We start from the raw sequence: 11965 nt of genomic DNA on the forward strand, positions 1-11965 counted from the left end.
GAGCCCCCGTGTCAGAGCAAAAGAAGATCAAGGTCAAGGTCCCGGAGAGCGTTCTGCCGGGTGTCTATTCCAATCAGATGGTGGTCTCGCATACGCGCGAAGAGTTCGTGATGGACTTCGCCAACCTCTTCCCACCGGAAGGCGTGATCAACGCACGAGTCATCGTGAGTCCCGGGCATCTGAAACGACTGGTCCGTGCGCTCAGCGACAACCTGGCCCGTTATGAAGCCAAATTCGGGCCGGTCATCGAGGCCACGCCTCCCGACGATGTCAGCCTGAAGAACTAGCGCCTTAGTTCACCGACCACATGCGGGAGCACCGGTAGGATCAGCCGCTGCATTCCGAGGCGGACCGCGGCGGTGGAACCCGGCAGGCAGTAGATCGGTGTCCCGTGGGCGACGCCGGCCAGCGCGCGACTCAGCTGGGCTCGCGGGCCGATCTCTTCAAACGAGAGCATGCGGAAGAGTTCACCGAACCCCTCGAGGGTTCGATCGAGCATCTTCGCCACCGTATCGACGGTTTGATCCCGGGGAGAGATTCCGGTCCCGCCGGTGAGGACGATCGCCTCGACCCGGTCATCTTGAATGGCGTCCGCGACCCAGCCCCTGATCGCTTCCGGCTGGTCCGCAACGAGCCCCCTCCGGACCATGCGGTGTCCGGCCTCATCGGCGAGGTCGCGGATCAGGTCTCCGGATCGATCCTCGGCGACGGTACGGCTGTCGCTCACGGTCAGGATGGCGATCCCAAGACTCCCCCCCGGATCCGGCTCGCCGTGGGGCGTCTGCCCGGAGGCTGCCAACTACCGACTCTCGAGCCAACGGATCAAGGTCGGCACGGCCGCGCCGCTTCCACCGATTGCACGGTCCGGGGCCGATCGCTCGGCAAATGCCGGGCCGGCGATATCGATGTGGGCCCACGGCAGATCGCGTGGGACGAACTCTCGTAAGAACAGCGCCGCCGTGATCGCGCCACCCCAGCGCCCACCGACGTTGTTGAGGTCTGCCGGGCCATGCTGCAGGAGCTGGAGATAGTCGCGATAGAGGGGAAGCTGCCAGAGCTTCTCACCGGAAGCGTCTGCGGCTTCTAGAAGCTGCTCACGCAGATCGCCGTCATCGGTAAACAGACCGCTCGCATCCGGGCCCAACGCCACGACGACCGCACCCGTCAGGGTCGCGAGGTCGACCATCGCGTCGGGACGCAACGTCTTGGCGGCGTAGGCCAGGAGATCACAGAGAACCAGCCGCCCCTCGGCATCGGTATTGCCGACCTCGACGGTCTTGCCGAGATAGGTATCGAGGATATCTCCGGGCATGTACGCGTTGGAGCCGGTCAGATTCTCGACCAGCCCGACGAGGCCGTGGACCTCGTGCTTACATCCGATGGCCTTCAGGGCACCCATCGCCGCGATGACGGCGGCGGCCCCGCCCATGTCGGACTTCATCGTCGCCATGTATTCGGTCGGCTTGAGATTCAGCCCCCCGCTATCGAAGGTCACGCCCTTCCCCACCAGAACCAGCTTCTTGGCTCCCTGTGTCTTCTTCGCCGGGCGATAGGTCATGTGAACGACCCGTGGGGGCTCCTTCGCACCTCGGGTGACCTCCAGGAGGGCTTTCATGCCGAGTCGCTTCAATTCGGCGTGACCCAGAACCTTGCAACGCAGCCCCGACTCGCGGGATCGTTTCTGCGCGGCTCGGGCGAGGATCTGAGGCGTAAGACGCGACGGACCCTCGTTGACAAGATCCCTTGCAAGATCGACCGCGTCGTTGTGTGCACGGGATCGTCGAACGACCTCCGCGGAGGTCCGCCGTCCCTGGCAATAGATGTCGACGGAGGCGACACGGTTGGGTTTTCGATCGTCGTCGGTGAGATGACGGTCGAACTCATAGCCTCCTCGCCCGAGACCCTCCATCGCCGCGCGAAGGATCTCGCCGTCGTCGTCACCGTCCGGCAACGCCACCGCGATCGTCCCGGCTCGGAGACGCGCCGCCTCACGGATCGCCCGGGCCGCTCCGATCCGAACACTATCGGCCCAGGTGCGACGCCCTGCACCCAACCCGAGCATCAGGTAGCGACGGGCGGTCCGCCCTACGCCTACGTTCCAGGCCAATTGATCCCAGCGATCCGATCGGAACCGGCTCTTTCGTAGTGCGGCGGCCAACTCTCTAGAGACTCCCGCATCCTCGACACCGAAGGGCGATTTCTTCTTGGGACCTACGAAACAGACAAGAAGATCGTTGCCTGCCTTCGAGAATCCGGTTTTACGGAGTTGGATCTTCATCGCTTGGATGCCTCGGTGATCGGAAGGGTGGTGGATTGCGCTGGAATGGCGCCTACTCTATCGCGAAAACGACTCTGTGAGCAACGGCGTCAGTCGCCGGTGGAGGGCCTCTAGATCGCCGCCGTTGTCGATCCTCAGATCTGCCAGCGCGAACGTCGCGGTCAGTTGCTGTGCAGCGGGATCGTGGGTGTTCTCCTGGGCCTCTCGCGCCTCAAACGCTTCAAGCGTCTGCGAGTCTCCCGGACGGGCCCGTGCCATCGCGCGCCGGAAACGCAGCGCGATGGGGGCGTCGATGCCCAGGAGCACGAATCGGGGCTGCTGACGTAGAACCTCGACCTCGGCGGGGTTGCGGATCGAGTCGACCACGGCCTGGCCTCCCAGTCGAGGGAGGATGCGGCTCGCCAATACACCCGGCCCGCCCTGTCGACGCAGTTCGTTTCCGATCCGAATCAGATGCTCACGCTCGGGTGGATAGCCCTGGGCTGCCGCCTCTTCACGGATGATGTCGGACAGAGAGAAGACGGAAAAGCCGTGACCCTCGAAGAAGGACGCGACCTCGCCCTTGCCGGCGGCGTTGGGACCGGTGAGTCCAACGATACGATGGGTGGGTTGGATGACAGGGCCTCAGGGTGCTTCGGGGCCGGACTCGCCTTCGGAACCGGATTCGCCTTCGGGGCTCCCGGCCTCAGAGCCGCCGGCCTGGGAGCCGTCGCTGTTGTCCGCCGGTCGGGGACTGCCCCGCCGTGCTCCCGATCGATTCTTCCCGGGCAGGGCCTGAAAACCGACCGCGTCTTCTCGGCTCGTTTCCGAACCACGCTGCTTGCTTGCACCGATGGTCCGACGACTGTTGGCGCTCCCTCCGGCGCCGCCCCGGGGGTTCTGTGCCTGCTGGCGAAAACCACGGACGGCGTTATCGGTACGCTGCACCAGCGGACTCGCCACCGCATCGTCGGTGAGGGCGTCCCGGCTTCCGGCGGTGCTGGACGGCGTCGTCTCCGGAGTCGCGGCACCGATCGACGCCTGTGTCCGTTTTCGGGTCGCCCGAACCGTCGTGTCGACCGGGCCGTGCGGGGCCTCGCCCCTTCTACGTGGGGGCCGGGCGGTCGTGCTCGCACTGGCGTTGAGATTGACTCGCTTGCCGGCAACCTCGATCCGAAGGATCAACTCGTTTGGAAAGGCGATAAACCCGTCGCTGCCGAGATCGACGTGGACCATCTGGCCCTTGAGGACATGGTCACGGATGGGCATCGTCGTGCCGTTGGTGAAGTAGACGATCTGCTCGGCCAGGACCGGAGTCGCGCCGAGCAGAACGATCCCGCCCACCACGAACAGCAAAACTCGCCGCCACGGGACGTGACTCATCGGCCGCCTCAGGTAAAAAACCGTGTCCTCTTCTCTCCAGGGAAGTGTACAGTCAAGAGGATCCGGCGGCAATTGGACCCCAAATTTGCACCCCGGCTTGGCGGTTTGGCTCTGCGGAACCTACTATGAACCCCATGAGAATCACGCTCCGATCCGGTGCCCTCCTGATGGGACTCCTGCTGGTCACCTCCGTCGTCGCCCTCGCCGCCCCGGCCAACGTCCGCGACGAGCCGGCCAAGATCGACTTCAAGGTTCTTACCGGCACCGTTGACGCCGGCGGGCAGGCCACACTCCGGCTTCAACTCCGACCTGCCGAGGGCGTGAAGATCAATCGCTACCCGCAGATCAAGTTGTCCCTTCCGGGTCATGCCGGTCTCTACGATTCGACGAGCGCCACGCTGGGCAACCCGACGCCGCCACCGGCGGACCGCATGGACAGCAACTATTTCGACAAGATCGACGCGATCGAATTGGAAGTGCCCATCGCCGTCGACGCGCATTCGGGCCATCATCAGATCGAGGCGCAGTTGGTCTACTTCTACTGTGTCACGGATAGCGGCTACTGTGCGCCGGCGAGGATTCCGCTGTCGCTGTCTCTGGACGTGCGTTAGACCGGTCGGTCGCCCCGCTCCAGGAACGCTCGCATCCGAGCCAGGTCTCGCGGATCCATCTTCACGAACTCCACGGCAAACCCCGCCGTCGCGGCGTCCCCCGGGCGGTACGGGACCGCGCGGCGCAGATCACCCAGGCAATGGATCTCGCGGCTGTCACCCGGCAGCCGGAAGTGAAGTCGGATCGTCGTGCCGCCCTCGCCGACATCGACCCCGAAATCCGTCTTGAGGTAGGCACCGTAGGGCGAGAGATCCCTGGAGAACGCCTGTCCTCGCCGCCCATCGTGCTCGAACTGGAAACGAAGGTTGATCTGATGACGATTTTCGCGGCGACGGGGCATCCGTACGTAGCGGCAGATGGTGTCGAAGTACTCGCTCTGGACGATGGGCTTTCGCAGGACCACGTCGGCCCTGGCCTCTCTGGCCTGCTGCTCGCTGCCCTGGAAGGCCACCGCCACCAGGGGTATTCCCCGGGTCTGAGGATCGGTCTTCAGTTGCTGACAGAGATCGAGACAGCGTTGCGTGTCGTCGGCGTCCACATCCTCGATGATCAGGCCCGGACGGGCCTCACGGGCGACCTGCAGGCAATCGGCGTCCAGGTCGACCATCTGGAGACGAGCCTCGTCGAGGAACCCCGGGCGTAGAGACGGCGTGGAAGCCTGATTGGCCACGATCATCACTGTCGACTTGGGACGACCCCACATGCGTGCTCCGAGGCTGACGCCTCCCCCTGCTTGAACGTAGGTTCCGCCCCTCGCCCGGGCAACATCCGTATAATCCCGTCATCATGAATCGAACCCAGAAGATCCTCCTCATCTCGCTCGTGGTCGGCGTCGCGGGCATCGCCTTCCTGTTGCGGGAATTGCGGCAACCACCGCTGCTCCCCGCAGACGCGGACCACAGGTTGGACACCGGAGAGGCCTGCGTGTCCTGTCATGGCCCGACCGGGTCCGACCCCAGAGGCCCGAATCATCCCCTCGGCGAGGACTGCCTGCGTTGCCACGGGTTGTCGCCGTAACCGATCCAGACCAGCCACTCGGCGACGATCATCGCCGTCGCACCCCATAGCCGCTCGCCTGCCACGTCCAGGTACGGAACGCGATGGGTCTGGTCGCCGCGCTCGCGAAGGTCGATCTTGCGACCGTCGGGACGCGCCAACTCTCCCAGTGGGATCTCGAGGATCTGCGCCACCTCGTCGGGCGCCGCGACGAGGGTCGGTCGATGTTTCAGGTGTGCCAGCACGGGATGGATCGCATACCGACTGACCGGAACGTGCAGCGGCGTCAACGTGGCATCGACGCGAACCTCATCGACGGAAATGCCCACCTCCTCGTGGGCCTCCCGCCGCGCGGCCTCCGTGATCGACTCGTCGGCGTCCAGCTCCCCGCCGGGAAACGCCACCTGACCGGGATGATGACGAAGATGCGACGCACGCTTGGTCAGCAGCAGGTGGCTCCAACCGTCGATGGGAAACACCACCAACAGCGCGGCACCGGCGCGACAGTCTTCGGGGATGCGACCCGGCTCCCAGCCGCTTCTTGGCTCCGGCGCCATCAGGATCTGCGCGTCGGTGGCAGGCAACGGCCGTGTCTGTGCCTGTGCGAGTGCGGCGAGGTAGTCGTCGAATCGCACGTGGGTGCTTCCGGTTAGCGCGAGCTGATCACACGCATCGTCAGAGCCCAGTCCTCGTCGCCCTCGGACATGCGGAACTCCTCGACGGTGTGCTGAGAATCACTCTGCGCACGATGGACCGACTTTAGCCGAACCTTCTCGCCGGTCTCGCCATCGACCGTGTCGGCGAAGTAGGTGATCGTCTCCCCGTCGTCCTCGGAGGTTCCGTAGTAGGCGACGATCTGGGTGGACGTGTTGTCGAACCACAGCGAGACGTATTTGTTTGTCTCGTTGTCGTAGCCGTCGACGCTTCGACCGAGAAACGGGTAGCCCATGAACTCGCCCTTGAACAGGGACGTCAGGAAGCGTCCGTCGAGGGAGGCCTCGCTCTGCATGATGCCGCTGTTCTCGATCACCTGGCCGTCGGCCATGGTCATCTGCGCCTTGACCCGCCAGGTCCCCTCCCGGGCCATGATCTTCTCGTGAGCCGCGCTGGGCTGCCCCATCGTCTGGGCCCGTGACAGTTTGGGTTCTTCCGCGGGCTGTTCGGTTTCCTGCGCCATGAGCGGCAGGCAGGCCAGGAGAAGGGTCAGAAATAGCAGTAGCGGGTTCAGGTCTGGACGTTTCATCGGTGTGCTCCCCTCGGTGGATACGGGACGATATACCGGATTCCGGGGGCGGGCCACATTGCCGGGGGACGGTCGTATCTGCTATAAAACGGCGCACTTCTTTGGCGCCGACGTAGCTCAGCTGGTAGAGCAGCTGATTCGTAATCAGCAGGTCAGCGGTTCGACTCCGCTCGTCGGCTCCATGGTGGCAATGGGTTACGCGTGACGGCCCCTGGGTCGGCAGAGTCATGTAGGGCAGCCGTAAGGGACCGGTCGCGGCGGCGAGTCCATCCGCCGTCAAGCGATCGGCTCGTCATGCGACCGATGATCGGCGCACTCCCCCTGGATCTGCTCGCGAGGTCTAAACAGTCGCAAGAATTCCTGTTAAGCGGGTTCGTTTCGAGAGGAGGTTGAGGAGCCAACTTTCCGGGAGCGCCGCCTCCGCGAAGAAAACCTGTCGGAATCGTCCGCGCTTTTCCGTGGATGGGAGTGAAACCCCATCCCGCGCCTCCTCTGGGCGCGGTCAAGGAGGCACAGATGCGACGACGGCACACCGCGACGATCCTGTTCACCCTCTCATTGGTATGCCTGGCGACCGCCATGGCCGACTCCACGCGCCCGATCGAGATGGCACGGCGCGCTGGTTCCGCGTCGCGGCTCTTGCCCCCGCCGGCGAGTGCGGAAGACTTTGCCGGTGCCACGCCGGCGAAGGTCGACCTGGGTTCGGCGCTGTTCTTCGATAAGATCCTCAGCGGCAATCGAAACGTAGCGTGTGCGACGTGCCACCACCCGCTGTCCCACACGAGCGACGGTCTGTCGCTGCCGCTTGGTGTCGGCGGTCGTGGGCTGTCGGTCACGCGGGCGACCGGAGACCAGACCGACGGCGTTCTCGAACGGGTGCCGCGAAATTCACCGGCAATATTCAACCTTGGCGCCGTTGAATTCACGGTGATGTTCCACGACGGCCGGGTGCGGCAAGACACGGCGCAGCCCGGCGGCTTCCTCTCGCCGGCTGGCAGCGACCTACCCGACGGTCTCGACAACGCTCTCGCCGTGCAGGCGATGTTTCCCGTCACCAGCGCGACCGAGATGGCTGGCCGGCCGGAAGACAGCGACGTGGGCGGCGCGGCGGCAGCCGGCGTGCTGGCAGGTCCGGACGGCGTCTGGGAACTGCTCGCCCAACGATTGCGTGACACGCCCGAGTACGTCGCCATGTTCGAGGTGGCCTACGACGACATCGTCCAACCGGACGACATCACCTTCGTCCACGTCGCCAACGCGATTGCGGCGTTTGAGGCGACGCAGTGGCGGGCGGACAACAGTCCCTTCGATCGCTACCTGCGTGGTGAGCGACAGGCACTCAGCATCTCAGCACAGCGGGGAATGCGGTTGTTCTACGGCCGAGCAAAATGCGCGAGCTGCCATGCCGGCACCTTCCAGACCGATCAGGAGTTCCACGCGATCGCCATGCCGCAAATCGGACCGGGCAAAGGCGACGGCTTCGATGGTCACGAGGACTTCGGTCGTGAACGGGTGACCGGCGATCCGGCGGACCGCTACAAGTTCCGCACGCCGACGCTGCGCAATGTCGCGTTGACCGGACCCTTCGGCCACGCCGGTGCCTACGGCGACCTCGAGGCGGTCGTGCGGCACCATCTCGATCCGGAACAAGCACTCGAGGATTACGATCCGGCTCAGGCGCTGTTGCCCGCGCGCCCGGACCTGGACGCGCTCGACCTGGCAGTGCAGAGCGACCCTGCCCGGCGGGCCGCGATCGCCAGCGCCAACGAGTTGGATCCGGTCTTCCTCTCCGAGCGTGAGTTCCGCAGTCTGATCGATTTCCTTCATGCCTTGACCGATCCCGACAGCATCGACCTGCGAGACCAGGTCCCGCTACGAGTGCCCAGTGGAGACACGATCGCCGACTAACGACTCGGCGATGCCCGGTCTGTCGTACACTCGTCCGGAACCCCCGGTCCCGACGGTTAGCGATGGAAGAACGATCGCCGAAGATCACCCAGTTGTTGCGCGCCCACGAGCGCGGCGAGGAAGGTGCGCTTTCCGAGGCGATCGGATTGATCTACGGCGACCTCAAGCGTCTGGCCCATCGCCAGCTCCAGTCGAAACCGAGTCGAGAGCAGCTCGATACCACCGCACTGGTCCACGAGACCTACCTGAGACTTGCGGGTCACGAGGGCGCGTCGTGGCGGGACCGGCATCACTTCTTCGCCGCTTCGGCCACCGCGATGCGGCACCTGATCGTTGATCGCGTGCGCGAGCGGATGGCCGTCAAGCGCGGAGCCGGTCAGCGGCCCATCACGCTGGACGAAGAGCAGCCGACGCTGCTGCGTCAGTCTGAACTGGCGCTCGACGTCGACGCCGCTCTCGAGGGCCTGGGTCGCCTTGATCCACGGCTCGTTCAGGTGGTGGAATGTCGTTTCTACGCTGGCTTCTCGGCGGAGGAGACCGCATCGGTGATGGACGTGTCGTCGCGCACCGTCGAGCGCTACTGGCAACGTGCTCGAGCCTGGTTGCGGCGAGACCTGGACGCACTGCGAGCGGCGGACGACCGATGAGCAACGACCGACGCCGCCGGATAGACAGGACGTTCGCGTCGGCGCTCGAGGTCGATCCCGACGAGCGTGAGACATGGCTGCGCAAGCACTGCGCAGAAGATATGGAACTGCGCCGAGAGGTCGAGGCCATGCTCCGAGCCACGGAAGTCGAGGACGCGGAGCTCACGCCGGGTGCTCTGGCGGGCGGCCCGCTGTGGCAGACAATCTGGTCCGACGACGTCGCACCTTCGCTGCCGCCCCCCGAGCGTTTCGGCCGCTGGCGCATCGACCGCGAACTGGCTCGTGGCGGGATGGCGGTGGTCTACGTCGCGGAGCGAGACGATCCGACACTCGAGCAAACGGTGGCACTGAAGGTGCTCCATGGCGGCGGCGCGACGGATGAGGCCTTGTCGCGCTTCGAACAGGAGCGATCGATCCTGGCGACTCTCGATCACCCCAACATCGCCGGTCTGCTCGACGGCGGCGTTGCGGACGACGGCCGGCCGTACCTGGCGATGGAGTTGGTCCGCGGTCAGCCCATCGACGCATGGTGCGAGTCTAGGGGACTTGCCATCGACACGCGGTTACGGCTGGTGACTCAGGTCGGCGAGGCGCTGCGCTACGCACACACCAATCTGGTAGTTCACCGTGACGTGAAGCCATCGAACGTTTTGGTCGACGAACGCGGGACCGTAAAACTTCTCGACTTCGGCATCGCCAAACTGCTTGAGCGCGGCCGGTTCGCCTCCGAGGCGCCGCCGACGCGACGGACGATGCGCGTGATGACTCCGGAGTACGCCAGCCCGGAGCAGGTTCGCGGCGAGTCGATTACGACCGCTTCCGACGTTTATCAGCTCGGACTGCTGATGTACGAGCTACTCAGCGGTACTCGCGCCCAGACTCTCGACGATGTTTCGCCGTCGGCTATCGAACGGATTTGCTGCGAGGAAGATCCGCCACCGCCCAGCACCCGCGTGTCACGAGACTCGGTAGTTGCGCGAAGTCTCCGCGGAGACCTCGATGCGATCGTGATGAAGGCGCTGCGCAAGGATCCGAGCGATCGATATGTCTCCATGGATGCGTTCCTCGATGACATCGAGCGCTACCTGGCCGGTTTACCGATTCGTGCGCGGCGGCCGACGATCGGTTACCGCCTGGGCAAATTCGTACGGCGTCGGCGGGGTCTGATGGTCGGCGTTGCGGCGGTGATCGTCGCGCTTCTCGCCGGCCTGGTCGCTACAGGCTGGCAAGCCCGGGAGACGGCACGAGAGCGTGACGACGCGCGGGCGCAGATGCTGCGCGCGGAACAGACACACGACTTTCTGCTGAGTCTGTTCGAGGCGGCGGACCCGGATCGCACGCTGGGTGTGGAGGTGACCGCACGACAGATTCTTGAGCAGGGTGCCCGACGGATCGAAGACGAATTGATCGACCAACCGGACGCGCGTTCCGATCTGCAGAAGACGATCGGTGACGTCTACTTCAGTCTCGCTGCGTTCGACGAGGCGTACACGCACTACAGTCAGGCGTTCGCGGCCGTCGGCGAGGACGATCCGCGGGCGGCGACCCTCGCCAGCCGGGTCGCGATCGCGGCGACCGAACTCGGGCGTTTTGAGGAGGCAAGCGAGTTGCTGCGGCGCTCCCTACTGGCGCGGAGCCGACACTTCGGCAGCGAGAGTGCCGAGGTCGCGTCGGTGATAGTCAACCTGGGCAACTCGTTGCTCGAGCAACGTCGTTTCGAAGAGGCAGAGACTCAGTTTCGCGACGCCGAACGGATCTTCATCGAAACGCTCGGCCCGGACCACCCGGAGGTGCTGTTGGCCCGCCACAACCTGGGCCGAACGTTGTCGAAGCTGGATCGGCATCCGGAGGCCGAGGCCCTGTTCCGCAAAAACCGCGACGCTTACCTTCGTCTCGAAGAGCCGCACCCCGCGCAGGCGGCGATGAGCGCGCAGGAGATCGCCACTTCTTTACATCGGCAGGAACGGCTGGTAGACGCTGAGCCGTTTTACCGTGAAGCCCTCGAGACGCGGGTTCGGTTGTACGGCGACGACCATCCAGCGACGGCGGCGACATTGAACAACCTGGGCGTCTTGTTGCTCGACCTAGAGCGGTTCGATCAGGCGGACCCCGTCTTGCAGCGAGCCCTTGCCGCGCGACGGACGATGTTTGACGGGCCACACCCGTTGATCGCCGGGACCCTCGGACATCTCGCGCGGGTGCGCATGGAGCAAGGCGAGTGGTCTGCGGCGGAGGTTCTGCTGGCCGAGTCGGTCACGGTTTACGAGCGGACCGTCGGTTCCGAGCATTCACGGACCGTCAAGGCGCGGGAGCGTTTGTCAGCGGCCCGTCGGCTCCCTGCGGACGACTGACGTCCTCGTCCGACGGCCACCCGTACAGATCATTTCCCGCAGCGGAGCAGCGTCGTCGCAGCCCGGCGCATCCCACAAACCTCCCAGAGGCGCGTTTTAAAAGGCGAAAACCCACAACACCGGCTGATTCGTCAACAGCAGGTCAGCGGTTCGACTCCGCTCGTCGGCTCCAATCCTCTCACCGGGTAACCCTCTGCGACCGCGAGAGTTCGTCCGTCGTCACGCGCGAGTGCGACGCGAGAGCGTTCCCAAAACCCTACCACAGGATCTACCATCGGCTCGCGACGGGTGGTCGAGTAGTCCTCGAGTCTCCGACCTGAGTCCGGAGCGTTTCGCGGAGGAAACCGGAAGTCCGGTCCCGCATGGTCCGAGCCGGTCGCGGGCTTCACGCTACCCCTGCAGAGCGACCCTCCGCGAGCTCTCCCGATTCCTATCACACTCGCCCGGCAGCCTGACCCGCAGCGCTTCCGAAGATCGCCGTGCGTCCGCCGGTCGTCGCCGCCAGCTGAAAACCCCGGCCATACTGTCGATTCATACCGATGTCGGGTTATTCTACGGGCAGTTTGAG

13 protein-coding genes and 1 tRNA gene are annotated in these 11965 nt (G+C 64.9%); 7 read left to right on the top strand and 7 right to left on the bottom strand.

Going from position 1 to position 11965, the window contains the following annotated elements; all coding sequences use genetic code 11:
- Positions 1-8: 8 nt before the first annotated feature.
- Positions 9-287, top strand: coding sequence for a DUF3467 domain-containing protein (locus OES25_10120; protein MDH3627999.1), 279 nt, complete (start codon positions 9-11; stop codon positions 285-287).
- Here the strand turns inward: OES25_10120 and OES25_10125 are convergent.
- Genes OES25_10125 through OES25_10140 form a run of 4 tightly spaced genes read right to left on the bottom strand, consistent with a single transcriptional unit; the run spans position 284 to position 3640 of the window.
- A complete protein-coding gene (locus OES25_10125) occupies positions 284-799 on the bottom strand; it encodes a MogA/MoaB family molybdenum cofactor biosynthesis protein (protein ID MDH3628000.1) in 516 nt (171 codons plus the stop codon). The two genes, OES25_10120 and OES25_10125, sit on opposite strands and share 4 nt — an antisense overlap.
- Positions 800-2278: a leucyl aminopeptidase gene (locus tag OES25_10130; GenBank protein ID MDH3628001.1), complete on the bottom strand. Its 1479-nt coding sequence runs from the start codon at positions 2276-2278 to the stop codon at positions 800-802.
- 57 nt (positions 2279-2335) lie between these two features.
- Positions 2336-2875, bottom strand: coding sequence for an AAA family ATPase (locus OES25_10135; protein MDH3628002.1), 540 nt, complete (start codon positions 2873-2875; stop codon positions 2336-2338).
- A gap of 27 nt (positions 2876-2902) precedes the next feature.
- The gene (locus tag OES25_10140; GenBank protein ID MDH3628003.1) at positions 2903-3640 is read right to left on the bottom strand and encodes a hypothetical protein; all 738 of its coding nucleotides are present in this window, start codon (positions 3638-3640) and stop codon (positions 2903-2905) included.
- Between the two features lie 134 nt (positions 3641-3774).
- Between OES25_10140 and OES25_10145 the strand changes: the two genes are divergently transcribed.
- Positions 3775-4251, top strand: coding sequence for a hypothetical protein (locus OES25_10145; GenBank protein ID MDH3628004.1), 477 nt, complete (start codon positions 3775-3777; stop codon positions 4249-4251).
- Here OES25_10145 and OES25_10150 read toward each other — a convergent pair.
- Complete coding sequence (locus OES25_10150) at positions 4248-4955, bottom strand: PilZ domain-containing protein (GenBank protein MDH3628005.1); 708 nt, start codon at positions 4953-4955, stop codon at positions 4248-4250. The two genes, OES25_10145 and OES25_10150, sit on opposite strands and share 4 nt — an antisense overlap.
- A gap of 83 nt (positions 4956-5038) precedes the next feature.
- Here OES25_10150 and OES25_10155 point away from each other — a divergent pair, with 83 nt between their 5' ends.
- A complete protein-coding gene (locus OES25_10155) occupies positions 5039-5269 on the top strand; it encodes a hypothetical protein (protein ID MDH3628006.1) in 231 nt (76 codons plus the stop codon).
- On the opposite strand, the gene OES25_10160 is transcribed toward OES25_10155, so the two are convergent.
- Both OES25_10160 and OES25_10165 read right to left on the bottom strand, forming a co-directional pair.
- Positions 5221-5883, bottom strand: a complete 663-nt coding sequence (locus tag OES25_10160) for a CoA pyrophosphatase (GenBank protein MDH3628007.1) — start codon at positions 5881-5883, stop codon at positions 5221-5223. The two genes, OES25_10155 and OES25_10160, sit on opposite strands and share 49 nt — an antisense overlap.
- 14 nt (positions 5884-5897) lie before the next feature.
- Positions 5898-6491: a DUF1579 domain-containing protein gene (locus tag OES25_10165; GenBank protein MDH3628008.1), complete on the bottom strand. Its 594-nt coding sequence runs from the start codon at positions 6489-6491 to the stop codon at positions 5898-5900.
- A 106-nt stretch (positions 6492-6597) separates the two neighbouring features.
- Here OES25_10165 and OES25_10170 point away from each other — a divergent pair.
- The 4 genes from OES25_10170 (at position 6598) to OES25_10185 (ending at position 11397) form a co-directional block, all read left to right on the top strand.
- A tRNA-Thr gene (locus OES25_10170) sits at positions 6598-6673 on the top strand.
- A 334-nt stretch (positions 6674-7007) separates the two neighbouring features.
- Positions 7008-8399: a cytochrome-c peroxidase gene (locus OES25_10175; protein MDH3628009.1), complete on the top strand. Its 1392-nt coding sequence runs from the start codon at positions 7008-7010 to the stop codon at positions 8397-8399.
- A gap of 62 nt (positions 8400-8461) precedes the next feature.
- Positions 8462-9046, top strand: a complete 585-nt coding sequence (locus OES25_10180; protein ID MDH3628010.1) for an ECF-type sigma factor — start codon at positions 8462-8464, stop codon at positions 9044-9046.
- On the top strand, positions 9043-11397 hold the full coding sequence (locus tag OES25_10185; GenBank protein ID MDH3628011.1) for a serine/threonine-protein kinase: 2355 nt from the start codon (positions 9043-9045) through the stop codon (positions 11395-11397). Before OES25_10180 ends, OES25_10185 begins: the two co-directional genes overlap by 4 nt.
- The last annotated feature ends 568 nt before the right edge of the window (positions 11398-11965 follow it).

It is taken from the genome of Acidobacteriota bacterium (genome assembly GCA_029861955.1).
In the GTDB taxonomy this organism is placed as follows: domain Bacteria; phylum Acidobacteriota; class Polarisedimenticolia; order Polarisedimenticolales; family Polarisedimenticolaceae; genus JAOTYK01.

Coding starts and splice junctions, on each gene's coding strand:
- OES25_10130 (MDH3628001.1), bottom strand. CDS start 2,278: ATGAAGATCCAACTCCGTAAAACCGGATTCTCGAAGGCAGGCAACGAT.
- OES25_10140 (MDH3628003.1), bottom strand. CDS start 3,640: ATGAGTCACGTCCCGTGGCGGCGAGTTTTGCTGTTCGTGGTGGGCGGG.
- OES25_10145 (MDH3628004.1), top strand. CDS start 3,775: ATGAGAATCACGCTCCGATCCGGTGCCCTCCTGATGGGACTCCTGCTG.
- OES25_10150 (MDH3628005.1), bottom strand. CDS start 4,955: ATGTGGGGTCGTCCCAAGTCGACAGTGATGATCGTGGCCAATCAGGCT.
- OES25_10155 (MDH3628006.1), top strand. CDS start 5,039: ATGAATCGAACCCAGAAGATCCTCCTCATCTCGCTCGTGGTCGGCGTC.
- OES25_10165 (MDH3628008.1), bottom strand. CDS start 6,491: ATGAAACGTCCAGACCTGAACCCGCTACTGCTATTTCTGACCCTTCTC.
- OES25_10175 (MDH3628009.1), top strand. CDS start 7,008: ATGCGACGACGGCACACCGCGACGATCCTGTTCACCCTCTCATTGGTA.
- OES25_10180 (MDH3628010.1), top strand. CDS start 8,462: ATGGAAGAACGATCGCCGAAGATCACCCAGTTGTTGCGCGCCCACGAG.
- OES25_10185 (MDH3628011.1), top strand. CDS start 9,043: ATGAGCAACGACCGACGCCGCCGGATAGACAGGACGTTCGCGTCGGCG.